The sequence below is a fragment of the Flavobacterium sp. KS-LB2 genome, assembly GCF_036895565.1.
Lineage (GTDB): Bacteria > Bacteroidota > Bacteroidia > Flavobacteriales > Flavobacteriaceae > Flavobacterium.
Window position 1 is genome coordinate 1,354,373 of sequence record NZ_CP145904.1, and the last position, 24,767, is coordinate 1,379,139.

The window sequence follows — 24,767 nt, forward strand, 5'->3', positions numbered from 1 at the left end:
TCTATTTTTTTAATTTCTTAATGGCTCAAAAACTTTTATTTATTTTTTTGTTTTGCTTTTTTCGCTTCACTTTTACGAAACAACTCACTGAATTTGTTGTAATCCATAGTGATAATAAAAGCTACTCCGGTCTCTACAACCTCACCTTGTAATGCTACTTGGTATTTATTGACGCGGTAAGCTCGTATTTTATATCTTCCATCTTTTGATAGCTGATAGTCTATTGAAACGTCACCAGCAATATTATTGGCATTCTGATTCACTTGTTGCGGTCCTTCGATACCAAAACTACTTCCTACAGTAACTTTCAATCGGTCATTCAATAATTTTTTTGAAATTCCTACGCTTAAATCGGTTTTGTTTTCGCGTTGACCTGTTGTATAGTCATCTGAAGTATTTAAGTCAAAATTGAGTTCTACGCCTTCAATTAAATCTCCTGCTAGGTTATTAAGTTGTTGTGACAGAATTTTACTGGCACTTTCTCTAGCTAGTGAGGAAACGCTTGTACCACCTGTTTCACTAGCAAATGGATTTTCTCCAATAAAACGATTCAGTAACAGTAGGGCAAACACCTGTTTGTTTAATTCATCTGGTTGCTGACGTAGTTGCGTCAATTTAGCTTGTGTCGCATTGATGATTTCTGTTGAAACACTGTTATTACCATCCGGCAAAAGGATATCAAAAGAAATGGTTGGTTTCATCAATTCGCCATTCATTTTCAATTCGGTTTCAAAAGGAATTTTTTGTTTGTATGTGTTTCTCACTTCGGCAGTCACATCTCCTAATTGATCATTAATCAAATCAATTGGTGCGGCTTCCGTTTTGTAAACTGCGGTGATGTTGATGTCAGCTGTTGTTGGTTCTCCAGTCCACAAAATATAACTACCTTGCTTGATATCAAATTTTCTTTTTATGGCATTAAAGCTCATTTCGTAGCTACCTTCGGATAATTCATATCTTCCTGTTAGCGTTGTTTTTCCAGATGGATCAATACCGCCATTTAATTGTGCTTCTCCTTTTAATTTTAGAAAATCCCCATTGGCTTTGTCAATAACCAACGATAATTCGGCGTCCTTATCCACTTCAATATTTACTGACGCATTGATTCCTTTGATGTCCATTTCACTATTCAATTCTTCGATAACAATGGTCTCGACTAATTTTGGATTGTCTTGGTCAATGAATTCTACAATTCCTTCTCTATCGGCAATTGATGGGTCTGATTGTGGTAAAACAACAGTGAATTTTGTGTCTTTGTTGATTTTAATGTTTCCTTCAACAATAGGATTGTCTAAATTTCCAGATAGTTTTAAATGATTGTCCAAATACAATTCGCCATAATACAAATCATTGTCTTTTGCTGTAGAATTGACGGCTTTGAAATTATCTGCATCGATGGCTAAGTCAAAACCAAAATTGCTAAAATTAGTACTGTCAATCTTTCCATTGATGGCTAAATCATTGTCTTTCTCATCCTTTATAATAAAATTATCGAAAAGAATCGCATTGGGTGTAAATACAATTTTGTCATTTAAAGATTTGAATTTTGCATTGAGTTGCTTCACTTTGAAACCAATTTCATTGAACTGTAATTCTCCAATTACATTGGGTTGCGAAGTATTCCCCGTTATTTTAAAATTCCCAGTCAAGAATCCCGTGCTTTCTGTTAAGTTGTCTAGTGTGAAGCCTTGAATACTTTTCAAATTCAATTTGTCAATGTCAAGATTCATATCAAAACGGCTATCTGTAGTCTTATAATTCCCTTCTAAACGGACTTGATTTCCCTGACCCGTAATTGCAATTATCGCGTCATATTGATTAGCAATCGCATTATTGACTTTGATGCTCACGTTTCCGATAGTATCTTTTTTGAAAGTAAAATTTTCAATATTTATGTCTGAAGTAAAAAGAGGTTTGCTGCTTATATTTTTGACCAATGCATTTCCATTGATTTTACCACTCATTTGCAAATCATCTTTTTCAACGATACTGGTAATGGTTTTTATATCAAAATCTTTGAAATCAATTGCGATTGGTGCATTTGCTTGCTGAGATTGTGATTGTATACCGATTTTGCTTCCGTCTTTACTCAATTCAAAATTATCAGCATAGATTCCTTTTTTGCCAAAGCGAATTAAGTTGTCTTGTGTTATTTTCCAAGATTCATAGTTCAGCAACAAATTATTTGGATCAAGATTGATATCGTTGTTTCCGTTGGTAGCTTTTAATGTTCCTGCAATTAAATATCTTTCTTTGTCTTTTGAATCTTTTAATTGCACCGTATAATCCACAATATTATTTTGCACTTTCCCAGAAATGCTAGTGTGGGGCAATTGAATTTGTTTGTTTTGAATGTCATCAACTATAAAGCTGTAAACAAGTGAATTGTCTTTGATATCTACTTTTAGTACTGCATTTGTAATGATGTTTTCTCCATAAATTAATTTTGGAATCGAACCATTCAAAACAATAGAGTCGTTGACAGTGTTGTATCTTCCTTGTATGTTAATTGGTTCTAGACTTTTCAATTCAGGAATCAGTTTTAATAGAATTGGACTGTCTTTTATGCCAATTTTAAAAACAAATTCTTGTTTCTCCACTGCTATTTTTCTGGAATTTGGTTTGCTGTCATAATACTTTGCAATAGAATTTGACAAAGCAGTCGCTATTTTTGACAACTTGTATTTACCACTTGCTTCCATATCCAAAAACGGTGATTGCAACACCAATGTGTTTTTTTCAGAAGTGGAGGTTGCCGCTACACTAATAGAATCAATTACAAATTCTTCTTTAGCATTTACGATGGTAATGTTGTGTGCATAAACCGTTCCGTTGAGGTAATCAAGATTTGCTGATTGAATATCAGCATCTACAACACCTCTTATTTTCAATGGGCCAGCATGTAAATTCAGTTTTTCTAAATCAGCGATATCGACATTCAGTTTTATTTTTCCAGTAGGATATTTGTCTTTAAAACTACCGTTGCTCACTAAATCAAATGTTAGATTAGGATCTTTGGCAACAGCAGTTGCATTGAAACTTCCGTTGCGAATAGTTCCTTTCACAGATACATTTTGATACGTATATTTATTGTAATAGGCTTTTAAAATACTTCCGTTTAAAGATGCAGTTGCTGTTTTTGGATCAAATCCAGTTCCTTTGATATTGGCTTTTAAAGTTACTTTTCCAATGGAATCGTTTTTGATAAATTTCCCTAAATCAAAATTGTTAAGCTCCGTTTGAGCATCGTATTTCTCGAAGTTTTTCTTGCTTTGGTCAAACGTAGCTTTGATTTTTGCATTTCCAAAACTGCTTATGATGTTCATATTGGTATTGAAATTAACTATGGTTCCTTTAAAAATTCCTGTGGCGCTGAATTTTGACGGCAACTGAATGGAATTTGGAATGGTACCTTTTGGCAAAAAGCCAACAAAATCTTTTGATCCAGACTGTAAGTCTTTAATAGTCAAATCAAAATAAGCTTTGTTGACATCTGGTAAACCGATGATTCTGCCACTTGCCGCTACTTTTGTAGTTCCAATGCCACTAATTTCGATGCTTGGAAATTCAATATTTTTTAATTTTCCTTTAACGGTTCCATTAATTAGCAATATCGCATTCGGATTACTCATAAACGGATTCGTACTATTCAAAGTGGGAGCAAAAAGCAAAATATCTTTAATCCCCAATTTGCTTTTTTTCAAATTAGCAATAAGTCCTAATTCCCCCGGATTTTTAGCTAAAGATGCAATAGAAGGATAACCAATTCTAATTTCGTCTTTGAGTTCCGTTTGTGGTGTTTTTAAATATAATTTTTTAAGAAAAGCATTCTTTTTACCATAGAAAAATTCAGCATTAAAGGACTGAATGTTCAAACCGCTTTTGTCTTTGACGGTTAATGAATTAGCAATTCCAGAAATATTTTCGGAATTGTAATTCAGCATATCTACTTGTAAATTTAAATTGGTAATATTTAAATGGTTGTAATCCATTCCTTTATCAACTGCAGCGATATTATTATTGTCGTAATTGAAATTTACTCGTTTGAATTCCGTTTTCTTAATTTTTACTTCCCAGTTGTTTGAATCGGTATTTGAAGCTTCTTTTTTGGGGCTTATTGTCGTTAATTTATCAAAAACCAATGCGCCTTCTACACCGGTTAAATCAAGACTTTGGATAATGGCAAATTGGTTGTTGAGATCAATTTTATCAATTTTTACGAGTAGTTTTTTTAAATAAAAATTAGTAGATAACTTGGTTTCCTCACTTTCATAATCGAAATCAATTTTTGCCAAATCAATTTCGCCTAATTTTAATTTTAAGATGGATTCCGATTCATTTTTTATTGCTGCCACTTTAGTTGCATTGGATATTTGAACCAAACCTTGCTTTAATTTGAACTTTAATCCATTGATTTTTGCTTTTGGAATTTCAAAGTTCATTTCGTTTAAATCGAACGTTTTAATTTTCGTTTCAAAATGCTTTAAATTGGCATAAATATCATTTTTTGTGACGGCATCAGTGTAGTTAAACTGGATGCGATCGAGTTTAATCTCTTCAACAGAAAACTGCATGGGTGCCGAATCACTCTTTTGTTTTTCTGGCGAAGCAAATGCTTTTATGATGTAATCAAAATTAAAAATAGCTTTGGAATCTCTATTTAAGTTTGCCGAAATCCCAACTAATTCTAAGGAATTAATTTCCACTTTATTGTTTATTAATTGAAACAAACTGATGTCAGCTGCTAGTTTTTCACCCGCAAAAAGAGTGTCTTTTTTTTGATCTTCAAAATAAACGCCTTGGAGAATTACTTTTTTGGGAAACTCAATTGCCAGACTATCAACGCTCACTTTGGTTTTTATTTTACCTTCTAGGTAAGTGACCGCCTTTTCTTTGGCGTAATTTTGCACGGAAGGGATTTGAATAACTACAAATAGAATTAAGAACAACAGAATTATAAATCCTATTATCCAAAGGAAAATTTTTAAACTTTTCTTTAAATATGTTTTCAAATGAGGTGAATTTTTTGGTTAAAATTAACCAATTTAAATATCAATTGCAATCTTGCTTGCAAATGGAACCAGGTACAAAGATTAAAAACTGAAAACGAACTACATTATAAAATTCAAAAAGAATGTTGCAAAATTACTACAATACATTACAAGCTAATTAAGAATTTTATGTTTTGTAGATGGGAATTTCATTAAAATTTTGTGCTTGTTTCTCCTCTAACAAAATATCTTTTACAGCCATTAACATTGCCTTGTTTGACGTGAAAAGTTCCCTATTAAAGTTTATTACGGTCGTAATATCAATATCTTCAATGGGTGCGAGTTGCGCCTCAGAATAAAATGAATTGAGTGCTGAGGTGTAGTTTTTTTGAATGATTTCAAATAGCGCTTTCAGTTCTTCAAAACCTAACGTATTGTCTGCGTTCAAAAAAGTATTTAATCTCAGGTAGAGTTCTTGAGTTTCGTTTTTATGATGCAGGAAAAATTGGTATTTTATTTCTTTTGAGGAACTGCTCAGGTTCGTAATATTGCTTCCAATATCTTTTATACTTTTTACTGCATGCATTGAACTTCGCACAGCAGATATCAATTGGTTTAATTCTGAATTTTCTTCGCTATTTAATTTCGCTCTTAATTTCAAATAGAAGGCTTGTAATTCCCCTTGTAGCTGTTTTAGGAATTCATATTTTTCATCAGTGCTTTTTGCTTCAAAATTTCTTTTGGCATTTATTTCTTGATATTCAATGTGTTGGTTAAGTTCTTTGATTTCGATTTTGAATAATTCCAAATTAAAAATCATCGAGTTATGAATGAAATATCGAGTCTCTCTTCGGAATAAATCCAAAGCTGTTTCAGGTTCTTCGATAGAGGCATGGCTTATAAATACTGCTGTCGAACCATCGGTGTTTTTGAAAAAACGTTCCAAAAATGTTGTAAAAAGATTTAAAACAGGCAGAAACAATACAATAGCTAATAGATTTATTAAACTCGAAAAAGTGACTAGTCCAATAAGTGGATCGTTGATTTTTAGGATATCGCTTATCAGTACAATAATGGGTTTAAGCAACACAAAAGCAATTGCAGTTATGAAAATATTGAATAATAAATTACCAAGTGCTACCCTTTTTTTGGAAGCATTTCCGCCAATAGCACTCAAAACTATTTTGATTATGGTTCCCGTTTCGCTTCCCAGAACAATTGCAGCTGCCATAGGAAAACCTATTGCTCCAGCATTTAGAGCACTCAATGTAAGCGCCATAGTGACGGAACTCGATTGAACAACCAGCGTAATCAAAAAACCAATTAGCAGAAAAATTACTAGTGGTTTAGATGCATATTGTGAAAAATCAAAATGTTGTACTTGAGATTCCATTGCCGTTTTCATAAAAGAAAGGCCTATAAATAGTAATCCGAATCCTAGAAGAAAATAGGAAACGTATTTGATTTTTTTTCGGCTGCCAAGAAGAATTAGGAAAAAACCTCCTAAACATACAGCTGGATAAGCAATCACTTCTATATTGGTTTTAAAACCAAGTGTGGCCACCAGCCAACTAGCGAGTGTTGTACCCAGATTTGCTCCCAGAATAATAGCCATAGCATTTTTCATGGTAAACACTCCAGCACCTACAAATGCCAAGACCATCAACGAAACCATAGAGCTGCTCTGAAGAATACCTGTTACTATTGTTCCGCCTGCCACAGCACCAATGTTGTTTTTTGTGATTCGTTGCAGAAACAGTTTAAAATTTCTTCCAGAAAGATTCTTTAAGGATTCCTCCACAAGGTACATGGCAAATAGAAACAGTCCCACACCAGCGGAAAGTTTTAATATTGTATTGAGGGTTTCCATAGATATAAATAGGATTAAAGATACTTAAAATTAATGATTTAATCTTTTCTCGATGCCTATTTATACTTTTTTAGATACTGATTTTTAAGGTTTTAAATAAAAAAAAACTACAACTTATTGAGGGTTGTAGTTTGGAATTATAATGATGATTTGTATAACTAATAATCAGAATAATCAGTTGGATATAAGAAAGTGATGTCTATATGGGAAATATTATTTTTGTATTTCTCCATAGCAATCAATCCTTTCCATTCTGGCGAATCTACAAAGGCTTTCCAGTGCGAATCTCTACTTTCCTGATCTGCAAATGTGGTCATGTACATTAAGTTTGGCATTTTTGTCCCCGAGATAACTTCGCCATAAAAAACAGCATTAAAAGCAAGGCGATCAAAAAGCTTTATTTCTCCGCCGGCATTAAACATATCGACTTTGTTTTTATAAATCGCTTCGGTAGCTGATTCATAGCTTCTTAATTCATATACGCGATTTGCTCTTGGGCTATTCAAATTTGGAGTGGACAAAATAGGATGATCTGAAAATGCTTTTAATAAAATAGATTCGATACGCAAGTAAGGCGCTTGTTGGTATGATGCATTTAAATAATCTGATCCTGAGGCCAAATAGTTTTTGTCTTTGGCGAGTTTACTGTCTAATTCCAGAAATTGAGTCATCGATGAAAACGGAATTACGAGTATGACTTTTTTTACGGTATCAGTCGCATTTGGTTTTGGTTTGAACACACCAATATTTTTAATTCCAATTTTTTTCAAGCCCGGAAGGAATGCGTCTTTTAAGTATTTTTCAGTAGCTTCAAGTTGTTGTTCCGTTTTGAAAACATAGGTTTTAATTTGATAAAATTCTCTTGATGTAGTTCTATAGTTCTCTTCGGTTTTACCATCAGAAGTTCTTTTGTTAAAGCTACTCATGGTTAGGATAATAACGGCAAGGAAAAGTATTTTGATTAATTTCATTTTTAGTCTTTTTGATTACAAATGGATTGCTATTCTGTTTATAAAAGTATAAAAAAAAGCACTACTTTTTTAAATTATAATCGAATTTAAGATTTAGTTAAAAATGAAAATCAACCAAAAATAATTGAATCGACCGCATAATACTTTTTTACATCGTTCATAATACATATGATTTATTGTGATACAATTTCAAAAATAAGTATTAAAGTGATTCGAAAGTTTCACTTTTTGGAAAGATACTTAGGGCATCAATGGCAATTTGGGGAGTAGGGGAAGCTAGTTTTCTTAATTTGACATCCATCCAAGCTCCGTCTACCGTTATCGTTGCACAAATTTGGTTGTCTTTATTTAAAAATTCATGCACAATCGACCAACGAGAAGCATCGGGTTTCATTTTTGAGGTTTTGGTTTGCATGAAAATGGTATCTCCTAACTTTATTTCTTTTCTAAAAACGCATTCTTCTCTAAACAGAATAGGGCCAAAGCCTTGCGCTTGCATTACTTTCATCGTTAAACCAAGACTTTCTAATATTTCAATACGATGCTGTGCGCCAAAGTCATAATAAGCACTGTGTCGGACATGAAAATTAGGATCAAGATCAGACCAACGGAAGGATAATTCTTTACTAAATGAAGTCATTGTTATTGTATTATTTAAATTATTTTAGGGCTATTTCCGCATTACATTTTGAGTAATGCATTTGGGATTTAAAATATCGAAAATACAAATAAAATCGGAATACAATTACTGTAAAACCCATTTTTTAAGGCATTTTTATGATAAACGCGCAAAAAAAATACAGTATTTTTGGATTATTTAGAACCCAAAAATATGTGGGATGTCTTTTGTTTCAGAAAAAAGATTGTTTCTTACTGCCACAAAAATGAAATATAAATTTGTAGCCTTAGGTCTTTTTCTACTGGCTAGAAATTATACCTTTTATGCTTTAAAAAATGAATAAGGTTAATTAGAAATGGGGTAAACAAGCAACAACGAAAATAGAATTCTTATATCCTAATTATTATATTTATTCTAGGTTAGAACTTCTACTAAGGGAGTGCATTGATGTGCGAAATCACAAACAACAATAGTTGCAAAAATAGTAATACTCAATTTAGTACGGAATGTGTAATAAAGAGTAAAACGGTTGTTAATTAAAAGTTAAACCAGTGAATACTATTCAATTTGCAGCCACTAAAATTTATTTTTGATATTGATTAACCATTAAAAAACCACTAAATGAAGAAACTTTTCATTTTAACCGCAATTGCTGCTGTGATGCTTGTGCCTACAACCCAATTTGCTCAGTCCAAAAAGAAAAAAGATAAAAATGCCGCCGTAGTTCCACCACCTGAAAAAAAACCGGAAACGACCATTAAGGAATACAGCAAAGTTATTACCAAAGAAGCTGTTACTGATCAAGGATTATTTACGGTACACAAAGTAGATAAAAAGTATTTCTTTGAAATCCCAAATAAATACTTAGATAAAGACATGCTTCTAGTGAGTCGTTTGTCTAAACTGCCTTCTAATTTAGGTGGTGGATATGTAAACGCGGGTTCTGAAACTAACGAGCAATTGATTGTTTGGCAGCGTTTTCAAGATAAAATCCTGATTAAGTTAAAATCATTCAGCGCGGTTGCCAATGACAGTTTGCCAATCAGCATATCGGTTAAATCCAATAATTATGAGCCTACATTATTTGCATTTGATATCGTTGCATTCAGCAAAGATTCAGCAAATACGGTGATTGATGTGACTAAGTTTTATGGGACTGATGTCAAAGCAATCAGTGGTTTATCAGCTGAAATGAGAGAAACCTACAAAGTAAAAGGAATGGATGATTCACGTAGCTTTATCAATACGATGAAAAGTTTTCCTATGAATATTGAAGTGATTCAGGATTTTACCTATAACGCTTCCAAACCTCCTGTTCAGGCAGATTCAGAAACGATAAGTATTCAAATGAATCAGTCTATGATTTTATTACCTGAAAAACCAATGCAACCCCGATTAGCAGATCCTCGTGTGGGCTGGTTTACGATGGATCAAATTGATTATGGAAGTAATGAATTGAAATCGGACAGTAAAACGTATATCCGTCGTTGGAAATTAGAGCCTAAAGATCCTGTCGCTTACGCAAAAGGGGAACTGGTAGAGCCCATCAAGCCTATTGTTTATTATTTAGATCCTGCAACGCCTGAAAAATTGCGCAAGTACATTAAACAAGGAATTGAAGATTGGCAAAAACCTTTTGAAACAGCTGGTTTTAAAAATGCAATTATAGCTAAAGATCCGCCTACAAAGGAACAAGATCCTGATTTTAGCCCAGAAGATATTCGGTATTCCGTAATTCGTTATGTGGCGAGTACAACGCGTAATGCAGTTGGACCAAGTGTTTCTGATCCAAGAACGGGCGAAATTATTGAGAGTGATGTGATTTGGTACCACAACCACTTGCGTTCGTATAGAAATCGGTATTTGTTAGAAACCGGTGCTGCAAATCCTTCGGCAAGAACGTTGAATACTAGTGACGAAGAAATGGGCGAAATGATGCGTATGGTTATCGCACATGAAGTAGGTCATGCTCTAGGTTTTCCCCACAATATGGGTGCTAGTTGCGCTTATGACACCGAAAATTACAGAGATGGTGCTTTTACGCAGAAAAACGGAATCGCAGCCAGTTTGATGGATTATGCCCGTTTTAATTACATTGCGCAACCTGGAGATAAAAACGTGCGTTTCATTCGCCAAATGGGACCTTACGATCATTATGCTACAAATTGGGGATACAGATTCATTCCAAATATGACTTCACCAGAGGCAGAAGTACCCACATTAGACAAATGGATTATGGAAAAGGCGGGGAATCCTATATATAAATTTGGATCACAAAGTAGTAGTTTTGACCCAACTTCGCAAACAGAAGATATTGGTAATAATTCTATGAAAGCGGGTTCGTATGGTCTTAAAAATTTACAATATGTAGCGTCACATTTATCAGAATGGACTAGTGATGTAACAAATAATTATGATGATTTAGAGGAGTTGTACGAAGAAATGTTGGGAGTTTGGAGTAGGTATGTAGGTCATGTGGTTACTAATGTTGGAGGCGTTTATGAAGCGACTAAAAAACCAAATCAAAAAGGTAGTATTTATGATATTGTACCAAAAGCAAAACAACAAGAAGCGATGCAGTGGTTGCAAGACAATGCTTTTGCTTCTCCAACTTGGTTGGTGAATGTCAGTACTTTGAAAAACATAAATTATGCAGGATACACAGAACGTTTCCGTAATTTACAAGCTAGACATTTAAATAATGTACTGAGTTTTGAGCGAATTGGTAGATTGATGGATGCTGAAATCATGGGAACGACAAATTATAAAGCCTTGGATTTATTGAGTGATATGCGCAAAGGAATTTGGAAAGAGGCTAATTTGCCATCAAATGTGACCATTTATAGAAGAAATTTACAAAGAGCTTACATTGAAAGAATGGCGTATTTGATGAAAGAAGAAATTAAATCAGGTCGCCCTTCTGATTATTATAATGTGGCTCAATCTGATTTAAGAGGATTAGTTAGAGGAGAGTTGAACGCTTTAAAAACTACTTTATCAGTAGCTAAAACTAGAGCTGTAAATGCAGAAACCAAATACCATTATGAAGATGCAATGAAAAGAATTGATTTGATATTGAATCCAAAACAATAAAATTTTAGTATTGTTTTGTCATAAAAAAATCCGCTGTTGAGCGGATTTTTTTATGAGTATAATTTAGACGAAGAAATCTGGTAAATGGATTCATAAACAGGAAATTCAAAAAAATAACTTTTTCCAATTAGAAATAGTAATCCATGGGTGAATGGCCCTGGAAGAAATTGTAGTGTATTTAAATAATAGTCATACGTTTTATTGCGATAATTTGTAATTACAAAAGGGAAAGAATTAGATGAGAGATACAAATCGGTTATCCTTTTATAGTCTATTATCGCTTTTTTATTAAAACTAGAAAAGTAAATTTCTTGATTTTCCTTTTTTAAACGGATAAGATCAAAAACGGATAACGGAACTGTTTTATCTATGGAATAAAAAAGTATTGATTTAGTAACATCAATTAAAACCCATTTATGTAATTCCTTGGAATAGATTTCATTGAAAGAGTGTCCGCCTTTGATACAAGGGTCGTTTGTAAATATCCTCAATCCCCATTCTTTCACTTTTAAGTCGTTTATCACACAGAAATTATTAAACACTTGAGAAAAATCACTGCAAACACCGCCTTCGCCATTTATCATTTTTCTTAATGCTAAATCTGAGGCTTTACCTAATCCGGGGCCTCCTTTTATGTAGTTTCTTAACCAAATAGCTATCTGCATGGCTTTATCTAGATCAGTTAATGTGGCTTTATTGTGCGTGAAAATGAGCGGATTCAGGTCAAAATAAATATTGGGTATATCTGTAGTTTTATTTAAGCTGTTGTAACAAAAACGGTTAATCTTGTCAAAAGAGGTCTTTTTAGACAGTAAGTTAAACCGTATTTTGTATAATAGCGGATGTCTGCGGAAATACCAGATTAATGATCTACTCATTTTTCAATAATTATCATGTTAGTAAACAATTAAAATAAAGAAATCTTATTTGCAAATAATTTATACGTAACTATTTACAAATCAAGTAGGTATTGTCAAATATACTAAAAATAATAATTCAAAAATAAAAAGTGAGATTTAAATAAAGGTACCAAAACACAAAAAAAGCCCCAATTAGGAACTTTATTTTTTATTTTTTTAAGTAAAAAAATGAGTAGAAGCTCTTTTTATCTTTGTAAATAACTTATTTCATTGGAAAATTTGCTTCGAAAGCTTTAAATCGATTATCTAAATCTTTAAGCAATTGTTTTTTTACAGAAGCCTCTTTTATAAAGCTGTAATTGATGCTGTTGTATACATATTGCTTGATATCTGTGTACGAAACGTCTTTGTATCTTTTAGCTAATAATACATATTGTTCGGTCACGTTCGTGCGTAAGATACCAGCATCATCGGTGCTGATTACTATGGGTACATCAAAATTTTTATACAATGTCAAAGGATGACGGCTTTCTTTTACTTTTAAAATGAATTCGTTACTCACTAAATTGATTTCGATAGGAATACTTTTCTTCGCCATGTAGCGCAATAAATCATACGAATCTTTCTCATAAGCTATATCGACTCCATGACCAATACGATTGGCTCCTGCATTATAAACAGCGGCTCCAATATGCCAAGTCAATTCTTCAGGTTGCACTAAACCAAGAGTTAGTTCACCAGCATGCATCGTATATTTTACATTTGGATAACGCGAATGACAGTATTTAAAAAGGAGCATGTGCAACCAATAATCTTTCATTGAAGTTTCGCCATCTTCGGGAGAAACAATATTAACACCAGCCATTAAAGGACTTTGATCTGCCGAAATGAATGCGATTACCAGATTCTTAAATAAATCGACTGGCTCCATAAAACGCAATACAAAATTTTGATAGCGCATTGTAAATTGCTTGTCGTCAATTTTTAAATCATTGTGTAACTTAGCAACAAAGTTAGTATTGAAATCATTGGCGTAAGATGCAGCATTTTTCTTAATTAACGAGCTGTAAAGGGAATCTAATGCTTTAGTGATTGCTTTTTCGTCTTTCGCCAAAGCTAATTTTCGCAATCTAACGTTAAATGGCGTCAAATCATCCGTATTCATGGTCGTTGGAATTGTAGACAATTGTGTCTCAATGTAACTGACATTTTCTGAAATCGCTCTATTTTTCAATTCCAATAATCCTGGACCAAAATTTCCTTTAATCGCCGGTTCAAACTTCATAAATGATTCAAAAAACAACTTGTCCGAAGGGTAATCTACATGATTATAATCTTTTACAGACCATTTCTGCATGATTTTTTGTTTGTAAGCATCTAAAGTTCCGTTGTTTTTTAATGTTGAAAATTGTTCCCAGTTTCCTGTGGATGGCCTCTCTTTTGACACATCCATGGTTTCTGTATTCAGATAAAAATTTTCAGTTATAGCATGCTGTAATAAGGGTTCGGCATAAATAGAACCGGAGAAATGATGGTGTAAATCCCCACCTTTTGGCATTTGGGAAAAGAAAGCAGTTAATTCAGCTTCATTATTTCTAATCTTTTCAAAATAGTCATTCGTTGATTGAGAATAACTGAAATTGATAAGAAAAGCGAAGAATAAAGTTTGTAATAATTTCATAGGTATATTGATTGCGTCGATAATATTGTTAGAAGTATTTATCTTTAAAGAGCATTTTATTTCAAAGTATGATTCAGAGCAATTTTAAATTGAATCCAATGTCTTGTGGCTAAACTTTCTTTTAAAAAATGATTATTTTTTACAAATTTACATAATTTCAATATCTGTTTTGGGAAACGAGATAAAAGTTTTAAATTTGCAAATCTTATGAAAAAAAATACAATATTTACCTCTCAAGTTACTCCGCCTTGATTTATAGTCTTTAAATCGAGGGATTCTCTCAAAAAAAGTTTATCGAATTTTTTTTTCGATGCAAATCCTGTATGTGAATTTGTATCGGGTCTTATTATTATAATTATCTTATGAAAAGAGTATTTAACTTATTTGATTTTTCACAAAAAGTCAATTATCGAACAGAAATTTTAGCGGGAGTAACGGTTGCTATGACCATGATTCCAGAATCCTTATCTTTTGCAATCGTAGCTGGTTTTCCACCATTAATGGGTTTGTATGCTTCGTTTATCGCAGGTTTGATCACGGCAGTTTTCGGTGGAAGACCTGGAATGATTTCTGGTGGAGCAGGAGCTACAGTTATTACTTTAATTGCTTTAATGAAATCTAATGGTTTAGAATATGTATTTGCTGCAGTTGCACTGGCGGGAATTATCCAAATTGCAATTGGTGTCTTTAAATGGGGTAAATTCATTCGATTGGTACCACAGCCCGTAATGTTTGGATTTGTAAATGGTTTAGCAGTTATTATTTTTATGTCACAATTGGATCAATTCAAAGCGATTGTCAATGGACAAATTGAATGGCTTTCAGGAACTCCTATGTATATTATGGCGGGTTTAGTGGCATTGACAATAGGAATTGTAGTGTTGCTTCCAAAAGTAACAAAAGCAATTCCGGCTTCATTAGTGGCTATAATTGTCGTATTTGCACTAGTTTTTTTCTTTGGAATTGACACTAAGACCGTGCGTGATATTGCTTCTGTGAGCGGTGGTTTTCCTTCATTTCATATTCCGAATATTCCAATAAATCTGGAAACCTTACAAATTATATTTCCGTATGCGTTAATTATGGCTTCTGTTGGTTTAACAGAAGGATTATTGACCTTGAATTTAGTAGACGAAATCACCGAAACAAAAGGAAATGGAAATCGTGAATGTATTGCACAAGGGAGTTCAAATATTTTGAATGGTTTTTTCTTCGGGATGGGTGGTTGTCCTATGATTGCACAAACATTAGTAAATCTTTCGGCAGGTTCAAGAGCGCGATTGTCTGGAATTGTTGCTGCAGTAACGATACTTGTGATTATTTTATTTGGTGCTCCAATAATCGAACAATTGCCAATGGCAGCTTTAGTTGGTGTCATGATTATGGTGTCAATTGGGACTTTTGAATGGGCTAGTTTTAGAATCATCAATAAAATGCCTAAACACGATATTTTTGTTGGAGTATTAGTTGCGTTGATTACTATTGTATTGCATAATTTGGCTTTAGCCGTTTTAATTGGAGTGATTATTTCTGCTTTAGTTTTTTCATGGGAAAGCGCCAAAAGAATTCGTGCTAAAAAATATATTGACGAAAAAGGGGTGAAGCATTATGAATTATATGGTCCTTTGTTTTTTGGATCAACAACAGCTTTTGCAGAGAAATTTGATGTTTCCAATGATCCCAACGAAGTTATTATTGATTTTAAAGAAAGTAAAATTACCGATATGAGTGCTATTGATGCGGTTAATAAGATTACTGAGCGTTATGCCAAACTCAATAAAACGGTGCATTTGAAACATTTAAGCCCAGATTGCAGGACCTTATTGAAAAATGCCGATACGGTAATTGACGTAAATATTCTGGAAGATCCTACCTATAAAGTGGTAATAGATTAGTGTTACAATTTTAAGATAAGTAAAAGAAATTGCCACAGATTCACCGATTTTAATTTTTTGACAAATTAAAAGATTGAAGTTGTGGCAATAATTGATTTATAATGTAAACTATATTTTCATCGCCTCTGCAGCTAATCGCCCTGATTTTAGTGCTGCATTGATAGAACCATTCAACAAGTTGTCTCCACAAATAAATAGGGTTTCAGAAATTTTTATTTCAGATTTAGGAATTTTATTTCGCACACTTTCCTGAGTAGGTAGCGCATAATCAATGCGATAGGCTTTCAGCATTTTCCATGAATTTACTTTTTCGCCATACCATTGTTTCAATTCTTGCTTCATGTTTTCAGCCAAAACTGTGTCATCAACAGTTGAGATTCCATTGAAAGAAACGGATATAAGTACTTTTCCTTTTGGCGCATACGCTTTGGAAACATTAGACAGCACAGTCAAATTATTCACCCATTTCTTTTGGGTTGAAGCATTTAAAATGACCACCGCTTTTTCAGTAGGCGCTTCATTGGCTTCAAAATAGATATTCGTAACTTGATGCGAAGTCATTTTTTGTTTTGGGAAGTATTTTTGGGTTAAGGCATTTGCGGTCGTAGCCAACAGGATTTGGTTGGCTTCCATAAGAGTTCCATCTTCAGTGATTACGGTATTGCCATCGATTGCAGTTACTTTTATATTGCATTGAATACTATCTTCGGGTAGCATGGCCACTAATTGTTTGGGAATTTCTTCCATTCCTAGCGCTGGAACGGCAACGTCACCATCCGAAAACATTTTCATCACAAAATCGAACATTCTTCGAGAAGTTTGCAAACCATTTTCTAAAAATATCCCCGACAGAAACGGACGGTAAAATCGCGCAATCATTTTTGGACTAAAACCATAATCGGCTAATTGCTTTTGAGTGGTTTGTTCGGGTTGTTCAAAAATTTCATCAATGGTTAATTTTTGTAATCTGTTTTTTAACCAAAGCGTATTCATTTTATCTTTTAATGAACCGACGGGAGCAAAAAGCGTGGCAAAGGCAGCTGAAGGTCTTCGGAATGGATCTGCTATCTCAAAACTTCCTCCGTCATACAAAACAGTTGCTCCGGGAAGCATTTTTTTTAAGTTTAAAGCGCTGTAATTTAACAATTTTTGAGTTTCGGGATAAGCTGTCAAAAGCACTTGAAACCCTCTGTCAAGAAGAAACCCTTCATAGGAATCAGTTTTGATTCTTCCACCAGCGCGGTCACTTGCTTCTAAAAGTAGCACTTTTCGTCCCTGACTTTGTAAGTGAATGGCAGCAGACAATCCAGCTAAACCAGCTCCAACAATAATTACATCTTGTTTCATGATTTTAATACTATTTGCTACAAAAATAAACCAAATTGAGTTTTTATGAGGTTTAAATAAAGAACAATTTGAAGTAAAACTTTAGTGTTTGAAAATATACACTTTCAGTATATTTGGCTTTAACTTAAAAAAATATACCGCAGATTCGCAAATTTTAAAATAATATAAATAGAATAATTTGCTAATTTGTGGTAAAGAAAGCGTTCTAACTTTACAGATTATTAATTTGCTTAATCAGACATCTCCTATCGATATGATTTTGAGCAAAGGAATCGATATTTTCTACAAGATAAGTTGCATCAATAAATCGGTTTGTTTGTCATTCCCCATTATAAAATCATGTTTATCAAAAACCACAAATCCATTTTTAGTGTAAAAATGAAGCGCTCGGTGATTTTCTTCCCAGACTCCAAGCCAAATGAAATCAACACCTGTGTCCTTTGCAATTTTTTTTACTTGATCAAGTAATAATTGACCTATATTTTTTCCATGAAAATTTTGCAAAACATAAATCCGTTGCAGTTCCAAAGCATTCTCACTTATGGTCTCGGTTTGAGCATCACTAAAGTTTATTTTTAAATACCCAACAACTTCTGCTTCTAAATAGGCTATGTAAAATTCAGAGTTCGCATTGTTCAATTCACCCGTTAATTGTTCAGTATTGAAACTTTCTTCTAGATAATTCGCAATGTTTTCGGGCGTATTTACTGAAGCAAAAGTCTCTTTGAAAGTTTGAATACTAATTTTTTGTATTTCTTCTAAATGGGATATCGTGACTTTTTTAATTTCAATTGGGTTCATAATTACAGTTAGATTGTTTTGTTTATTGGTATCAAATATAGTTTAAAACTATACATTTTTAGTACATTTCACTGTACCCACTATATTCTTTTACCGCAGATTCGCAAATTATTTATTAAACTTGGATGTGTTTAATTTGCGAATCTGTGCTAATTTTTTTTATTCTCTTTTAAACTGTCTAGACTCAAAAATAATTAAATTGGGGTACAATTTTCATTTTCTATGGCACTATTAAACAAATCAATTTAAAGATTCTTGATTTCTTGATTTCAATTACTACTTTTGAAAGAATTAATAAAAACCGCTAACCAGCGTATCGTCTATGAAAATTGTAATATCGCCAGCCAAGTCGTTGAATTTTGACAAAGAGTTACCCACTCAATTGCATACGGAACCTTTATTTTTGAAAGAATCCCGACAAGTTCATAAAGTTTTAAAAGAAAAAAAGCCTGCTGATTTATCGGATTTAATGAGTATTTCGGATAAACTGGCTGATTTGAACTGGAAACGAAACCAAGATTGGAAAACACCTTTTACAATTTCAAATGCACGTCCAGCAATTTATACTTTTGATGGTGATGTGTACATTGGGTTAGATGCTTATTCTATTCCAGAAGAAAAAATCCCCGTTTTACAAGATCGTTTAAGGATTCTTTCTGGCTTGTACGGATTATTGAAACCATTGGATTTAATCCAAGCGTACCGACTGGAAATGGGAACTAAATTACCAATTGGCGAAAGCAAAAACTTATATGAATTTTGGAAACCAACCGTTACAAAAGAACTCAATAAAGAACTTAAAAAAGGCGAGTTGTTTGTGAATTTGGCTAGTACTGAATATTTTTCGGCAATTGATGTCAAATCTTTAAAAGTTCCTGTAATCACACCGGAATTTAAAGATTATAAAAATGGGAAATTAAAGATCATCAGTTTTTTTGCCAAAAAAGCAAGAGGAATGATGGTGCGTTATATTATAGATACGAATGCGGAAACCATTGAAGATTTAAAAGGGTTCAATTACGATGGCTATCAATTTGATGCGACTCTATCAAAGGGCAATCATTTGGTTTTTACCCGTTAAAATTTTTTAAAAGAACATAAAAAACGCCGTTTTCATTGTGACAACGGCGTTTTTTATGTTTGTATTTTAATGCATCGCATCTGCAGGATTTATTTTGTTTTTTCCTTTTTTGATTAAAAGAATGAAAGGAATACAAAATAAAAACAAAGCGCCTAAGTATAAAAAAATGTCGATATACGATAATACGGAGCTTTGTACCATTACTTTATATTCAATCGCTTTATAGGCTTTTGCCAAAGCTTCATTTTCAGTATAGCCTTTGGACATGAATCCCATTTTGAGTTGTTGCACCGTTTTTTGTACTTCAAAAGAAGTGGTGTTAAGATGCGAAATAAGATTGACACGGTGTTCTTGATTGAATCGTGCAATAAAAGTGGTAATAATAGCAATACCAAAAGAACCTCCTAATTGGCGCATCATTCCCGTAAAAGCAGCTCCTTCGCCAATACTTTTTCCTTTTAAAGTGGATAGAGAAAGAGTAGAAATAGGAACAAATAATAATCCCAATCCAATTCCTCTTAATATCAATGGCCAGTATAAATGTTCTTCGCCAGAATCAGGGGTAATTACTTGTTGCATCCAATACGTAAAAAAGAAAAACAATAAAAATCCGGCAGCCACCATATACGCTTGCGGTACACCACGTTGAATCATTTTACCAATGAAGGGCATCATAAGTCCGGTAGTAATAGAACTTGGAATCAACAGCAAACCCGCATCCAAAGCACTCCAACCTAACACTGATTGTGTGTAAATAGGTATAATAAATGTAGAACCATACAATCCGAAACCTAGTATAAAACACATGATGGTTCCTATTCTTAAGTTAGTATCTTTTAAAACTCTTAAATTTACGATAGGATGTTTATAGGTAAGTTCTCTCCAAATGAATAACAGTAATCCAAAAACTGAAATGACACTTAAGATTACAATTGTGCTATTGTTGAACCAATCGTCTTGTTGACCATGTTCTAAAATATATTGTAGAGATCCAATAAATGCGGTTAAAAGAAAGATTCCCCACCAATCGACTTGGCTGGCCTTTAGTTTGTCTCCATATTTAGGACTTTTTACAAAAGAGAGTGTTAGTAAAGTAGCGATAATCCCAATAGGAATGTTGATGTAGAAGATATAAGGCCATGAAAAATGATCTACAATATAACCTCCCAAAGGCGGTCCAAGTGTTGGTCCTACAATAACTCCCATTCCGTAAATAGCTTGCGCCATTCCCCTTTTGGCAACTGGATAACTTTCGGTAATTATGGTTTGTGCAGTTACTAATAAAGCGCCACCGCCTAATCCTTGAATAAACCTAAAAGCAACTAATTCCCAAATATTATTGGCATTGCCACACAAAAAGGAAGCGACGGTAAAAATAATAATAGAAACCGCAAAATAATTCCGACGTCCAAATTGTTGTGACAACCAGCTCGTCATAGGAATCACAATCACATTTGCAATAGCATAAGCCGTAATTACCCATGCCACATCAGTAAGAGAAGCACCTAGGCTGCCTCGCATATTGTTTAAAGCTACATTTACAATTGTAGTATCTACAATTTCAAGCATAGCACAAAGAACGGCTGTAATGGTAATTATGACTCTCCTAAAGCCATATTCTACTAAATCATCTTCTCCTGTTTGTACCATTTTATACTAAAGTGTAAACTATCATTTTCTTAAAAGTATTGCCGTTTTTGCCATTTTGGAAATCACCAAAAGGGTGAATTTATTTTAAATGTACATCTACATCCACATTCATTCCCGGGCGGAGTAATTTTATTTTTTCAGGATCATTAGAGGTGTTCAAACTTATTTTAACGGGCAATCTTTGGATTGTTTTCACAAAGTTTCCTGTAGCATTATCAGGAGGAAGTAATGAAAAACGAGATCCAGTAGCAGGTGAAAACGAAGTGATAGCGCCTTCAAAATTATATCCAGGATAGGCATCTACTTTTACGGTAACTTTTTGACCAATAACCATTTTGTTCAACTGTGTCTCTTTGAAATTGGCAATTACCCAAGCTTCTTTGTTATTGATAATGTAAAATAATGATTGTCCCGGTTGCACTAGTTGTCCTGGTTGGATGTCAATTTTTGAAACCTGACCGTCAATTGCAGCAGTGATGGCAGTGTAGGTTAAATTCAATTTTGCCGCATCAAGTAATGCTTTGGCTCTTTTGATATTAGCAGCCGCAACTTCGGTTTGTTTGTCTGAAACTTTAGATTTTGCTATGATAACTGATTTTTGAAAAGCAGTTGCTCTTTGTTGCTGTTGCAAAACGCGTACTTGGCTTTCTGCTTCCAGTTTGGCAGCCAAGGCTTGCTCATATTGTTGTTTTGTAATCGAATGGCTTTTGTACAAATTGTTATACCTGTTGTAATCACTTGTTACACGGCCCAATCTAATTTTTGCTGATTCGATATTTCCACCTGCTGATTGCACATTAGCATCAGATACGGAAATATTTGCTAAAGCACTTCCAATATCAGCTTTAGAAACTTCAAAACTACCTTCAGCGCCAATCATTGCCGCATTTGCTTCTTCAATTTTTAGTTGGTAATCTCTTTTGTCAATGGTAAAAAGCGTGTCGCCTTTCTTTACAAAATCATTGTCTTTGATATACACTTTATCCACATATCCAGAAACTCTTGGGATAATAGGATTCATGTTTTTCTCAATTTGTGCATCGTCTGTTTCTTCGTGAGCTAAGGAATGCATGTATTTATAAGTTCCGTACGTTCCACCTAAAACTACCAAAGCTACTAGGATAATGATAAATTTTTTATTTGTTTTTTTCTTTTCCATGGTAGGTATGATTAGTTTTTTGAAATAGTGAAGGTTTGTGATAATTGCCCCGTTACCGATAGTAACTCGTAATATTTTTGAATGGTATTGGCTCTGGCCAATGCATTATTGATTTTTGAACTGAGTTGCTCAACATCAGCTTCCAGAAGATCATTGGTGTCTGAAAGTCCATTGTCATATTTATCCTTTATAATGCGATAATTCTCCGAAGATTGTTCTACCGCTTGACCATAAACGACGTTTTGTTTCAATGCTAAGTCATAATCTTCAATTGCTTTTTGAACCTGGACTTTGATATAATCCGTTAGTATTGCTTCAGCATTTTGTGTTTCCTGAAATTTATTTTCAGCCAGCTTTACTAAAGTTCCATTTTTAAGAATAGCGCTTAAGTCATAAGATATTCCAACTCCAATATTCATTGCATTTTGCACAGCAATCACATTGCTTAAGTCTAATGTTGTATATCCGCCAATGATTGCAATTGCTGGATAGTATGAACCTCTTGCTATTTTGATATTAGCTTCGCTTGCTTTTTCTTGGAATCTAATGGCTTGTAGATCTTTACGATTCTCTAATGCCGGTAATTCACTTGTTGGGATATTTGTCATTTGAAAATCAGCAAAATCACTTTCACGAATCTCCAACTTGGTATCTGGATTTAATTTTAAAAGCGTAACCAAATAAAAGTTGATAATTTTCAAGTTATTATTTGTTTCGTCTAATGAAAGTTGAATTTTTGAGACTTGTAATTGTGATTTTAAAAGGTCGTTTTTAGGAATAATTCCGTTTTTTTCGAGCTCAATAAAATCATTTACTCGTTGTTGTGCACTTTTTTGATTTTCCTTAAGCAGTTCAATAGTTTTTTGAGCTTTGTATAAACCCGCATAATATTCAATGACGCGTAACGCAATTTCTTCTTTGGTTTGTGATGCTGTTGCCATTTCAGCTTCATAAAGATTTTCGTAAGCTTTGATGCTGTTTTGGATTTTGAAACCAGAGAATACAGGAACGCTAGCATTCAGCTGTCCAATCATCAATTGATTGACTATAGGAAGTGGTTCTTGTGTGCCAGAATTGCTTTGATTTATTTTGAAATCTACGGAGGCATTTGCCAATCTTTGGTACTGACCTGAAAGTTTCAAATCAGGATATTGATTGTTCTTTGTAGATTGTAGCTCGTACTTTTTAGTTTTCACTTTGGTGTTGGCCAAGGTAACTTCATTACTTTTGGTCCAAGCCAAATTAATGGCTTCATTCAATGTTAAACTTGTTTTTTCTTGTGCCGTTACGGATGAAATTCCAATAAGGAAAATTCCAAAGAGCATAAATGGACTAACTTTCATATATTAGAAGTGCTTTTATAGTTTGTTGAATGTGCTTTGTCAAATTGGTTTTGATGTAATTGTTATATAAATCCTCGGTTTTAAGATTTAATAAATTTTCGAAGAAAGGCTTGTTCATATGAAAATGAAAAAAAGTTCCCAAAATCGTAGGAGTGATCAGCGGAATAATAACATCTTTTCTAAAAATGCCTTTTTTCTGTCCTTCCTCAATAATGGATTCAAGGGATTTTAAATTTCCTTTTTTTAATTCGGAAAAAGCCTGAAGATTTTGTTCTCTTTTTTTAGAAGTAAATTCGAAGTGTAAAATTCTATAAATTCCTCTGTTGCTATTGATTCTATTGATGTAGAGTTCAATCAGTTTATTGATTTTGTCAATAGGTTCTAAATCTTCTTGCAATAAATTTTCCAATTGATTTTTAAGATCCGAAGTTCTGTAAACAATAAGCGATTCCAGTAAACGTTCTTTGGAGCCAAAGTAATACGAAACCATGGCAATATTTATTTTTGCTACTTTTGCAATGTTTCTAATAGAAGTACCATCAAATCCTTTCTCAGCAAAAAGTGTTTCTGCTACTTCGAGAATTTGAATTTGTTTGTCGTTAAAATTACTCTTCAATGGAATTTAATTTTTTTCAAAAACAAAACTAAACAAGTGTTTAATTTAAACAACCGTTTAGTTTTTGTTTAACATAATTTTAACATTTTAAATTAAACCAAAATAAAGTTTATAACAACACAAATCTTCTTCTGAAATTGTGAATATCTATTTTTGGAATACTGCTTTTTTTTAATCCGAAAATCTATCTTTGAAATCCTTAAAAAAAAAGAAATGAGCACAATTTGGTACGAATGCAAAGTAAAATATAGAAAAACGGATGAAACTGGCGCACAAAAGATTACGACAGAACCGTACTTGGTAGACGCGTTATCGTATACTGAGGCAGAAAGCAGAATTACCGAAGAGATGTCGGCGTATATTAGTGAAGAATTTAAAATCACGAATATAAAAATGGCAAATTATGCTGAGATTCATCCTTTTGAAAATGCAGACCGTTGGTTTAGATCCAAAGTTTCCTTATTGGCGTATGATGAAGAAAGCGGTAAAGAACGCAAGACCAATATGTATTTATTAGTGCAGGCTAATGATGTAAAAGAAGCTTATGATAACACCACTAGTGTAATGAAAGGTACGATGGGCGACTATACTATTCCTGCCATTTCAGAATCTCCTATTATGGATGTTTTTCCTTATTTCAGTGGGGAAGAAGGTGAACTGGAACAATTAGAACGGTTCAATGCGCTCAAAGGTTCTAAATCGGAAGCAACAGTAGAAATGGTAGACCACATGGAATTTGAAACGGTTCCTGAAGAAGAAGCTATTGTTTAAGATTGTTTAAAAAAAATCA

17 protein-coding genes are annotated in these 24,767 nt (G+C 33.4%); 5 read left to right on the forward strand and 12 right to left on the reverse strand.

Going from position 1 to position 24,767, the window contains the following annotated elements:
- Positions 1-35 precede the first annotated feature (35 nt).
- Positions 36-5,012 (reverse strand): translocation/assembly module TamB domain-containing protein, encoded by a 4,977-nt coding sequence (locus tag V5J73_RS05785; protein WP_338648241.1) that lies wholly within the window; start codon positions 5,010-5,012, stop codon positions 36-38.
- 166 nt (positions 5,013-5,178) lie between these two features.
- The gene (locus tag V5J73_RS05790) at positions 5,179-6,861 is read right to left on the reverse strand and encodes a Na/Pi cotransporter family protein (protein ID WP_338648242.1); all 1,683 of its coding nucleotides are present in this window, start codon (positions 6,859-6,861) and stop codon (positions 5,179-5,181) included.
- A gap of 80 nt (positions 6,862-6,941) precedes the next feature.
- Between V5J73_RS05790 and V5J73_RS14655 the strand changes: the two genes are divergently transcribed.
- Positions 6,942-7,004, forward strand: coding sequence for a bacteriocin (locus V5J73_RS14655; RefSeq protein WP_445236418.1), 63 nt, complete (start codon positions 6,942-6,944; stop codon positions 7,002-7,004).
- Positions 7,005-7,019: 15 nt separating this feature from the next.
- Here V5J73_RS14655 and V5J73_RS05795 read toward each other — a convergent pair whose 3' ends face one another.
- Both V5J73_RS05795 and V5J73_RS05800 read right to left on the reverse strand, forming a co-directional pair.
- Positions 7,020-7,832 carry an NIPSNAP family protein gene (locus tag V5J73_RS05795; protein WP_338648243.1) on the reverse strand — a complete coding sequence of 271 codons (813 nt, stop codon included), beginning with the start codon at positions 7,830-7,832 and terminating at the stop codon, positions 7,020-7,022.
- A 202-nt stretch (positions 7,833-8,034) separates the two neighbouring features.
- The gene (locus V5J73_RS05800; protein ID WP_338648244.1) at positions 8,035-8,472 is read right to left on the reverse strand and encodes an acyl-CoA thioesterase; all 438 of its coding nucleotides are present in this window, start codon (positions 8,470-8,472) and stop codon (positions 8,035-8,037) included.
- A 600-nt stretch (positions 8,473-9,072) separates the two neighbouring features.
- Between V5J73_RS05800 and V5J73_RS05805 the strand changes: the two genes are divergently transcribed.
- On the forward strand, positions 9,073-11,544 hold the full coding sequence (locus V5J73_RS05805; protein WP_338648245.1) for a zinc-dependent metalloprotease: 2,472 nt from the start codon (positions 9,073-9,075) through the stop codon (positions 11,542-11,544).
- 50 nt (positions 11,545-11,594) lie between these two features.
- Here the strand turns inward: V5J73_RS05805 and V5J73_RS05810 are convergent, their stop codons facing one another.
- Both V5J73_RS05810 and V5J73_RS05815 read right to left on the reverse strand, forming a co-directional pair.
- Positions 11,595-12,422, reverse strand: coding sequence for a hypothetical protein (locus V5J73_RS05810; protein ID WP_338648246.1), 828 nt, complete (start codon positions 12,420-12,422; stop codon positions 11,595-11,597).
- A 244-nt stretch (positions 12,423-12,666) separates the two neighbouring features.
- Positions 12,667-14,085 (reverse strand): adenosine deaminase, encoded by a 1,419-nt coding sequence (locus V5J73_RS05815; protein ID WP_338648247.1) that lies wholly within the window; start codon positions 14,083-14,085, stop codon positions 12,667-12,669.
- Positions 14,086-14,447: 362 nt separating this feature from the next.
- On the opposite strand from V5J73_RS05815, the gene V5J73_RS05820 reads away from it, so the two are divergent.
- On the forward strand, positions 14,448-15,980 hold the full coding sequence (locus V5J73_RS05820) for a SulP family inorganic anion transporter (protein ID WP_338648248.1): 1,533 nt from the start codon (positions 14,448-14,450) through the stop codon (positions 15,978-15,980).
- Positions 15,981-16,088: 108 nt separating this feature from the next.
- Here the strand turns inward: V5J73_RS05820 and V5J73_RS05825 are convergent, their stop codons facing one another.
- Complete coding sequence (locus V5J73_RS05825; RefSeq protein ID WP_338648596.1) at positions 16,089-17,363, reverse strand: NAD(P)/FAD-dependent oxidoreductase; 1,275 nt, start codon at positions 17,361-17,363, stop codon at positions 16,089-16,091.
- A 246-nt stretch (positions 17,364-17,609) separates the two neighbouring features.
- Positions 17,610-18,128, reverse strand: a complete 519-nt coding sequence (locus V5J73_RS05830) for a GNAT family N-acetyltransferase (RefSeq protein WP_338648249.1) — start codon at positions 18,126-18,128, stop codon at positions 17,610-17,612.
- A 322-nt stretch (positions 18,129-18,450) separates the two neighbouring features.
- Between V5J73_RS05830 and yaaA the strand changes: the two genes are divergently transcribed.
- Positions 18,451-19,209, forward strand: coding sequence for a peroxide stress protein YaaA (gene yaaA / locus V5J73_RS05835; protein ID WP_338648250.1), 759 nt, complete (start codon positions 18,451-18,453; stop codon positions 19,207-19,209).
- A 66-nt stretch (positions 19,210-19,275) separates the two neighbouring features.
- Here yaaA and V5J73_RS05840 read toward each other — a convergent pair whose 3' ends face one another.
- The 4 genes from V5J73_RS05840 to V5J73_RS05855 form a co-directional block, all read right to left on the reverse strand.
- On the reverse strand, positions 19,276-20,859 hold the full coding sequence (locus tag V5J73_RS05840; RefSeq protein WP_338648251.1) for a DHA2 family efflux MFS transporter permease subunit: 1,584 nt from the start codon (positions 20,857-20,859) through the stop codon (positions 19,276-19,278).
- Positions 20,860-20,938: 79 nt separating this feature from the next.
- Entirely contained in the window at positions 20,939-22,018 is a 1,080-nt protein-coding gene (locus tag V5J73_RS05845) for an HlyD family secretion protein (RefSeq protein ID WP_338648252.1), read from the reverse strand.
- An 11-nt stretch (positions 22,019-22,029) separates the two neighbouring features.
- Complete coding sequence (locus V5J73_RS05850) at positions 22,030-23,361, reverse strand: TolC family protein (RefSeq protein ID WP_338648254.1); 1,332 nt, start codon at positions 23,359-23,361, stop codon at positions 22,030-22,032.
- Positions 23,351-23,977 carry a TetR/AcrR family transcriptional regulator gene (locus tag V5J73_RS05855; RefSeq protein ID WP_445236414.1) on the reverse strand — a complete coding sequence of 209 codons (627 nt, stop codon included), beginning with the start codon at positions 23,975-23,977 and terminating at the stop codon, positions 23,351-23,353. The genes V5J73_RS05850 and V5J73_RS05855 overlap by 11 nt, the downstream gene beginning before the upstream one ends.
- Before the next feature lie 213 nt (positions 23,978-24,190).
- Between V5J73_RS05855 and V5J73_RS05860 the strand changes: the two genes are divergently transcribed.
- Complete coding sequence (locus V5J73_RS05860) at positions 24,191-24,748, forward strand: DUF4494 domain-containing protein (protein ID WP_338648255.1); 558 nt, start codon at positions 24,191-24,193, stop codon at positions 24,746-24,748.
- Positions 24,749-24,767: the final 19 nt, after the last annotated feature.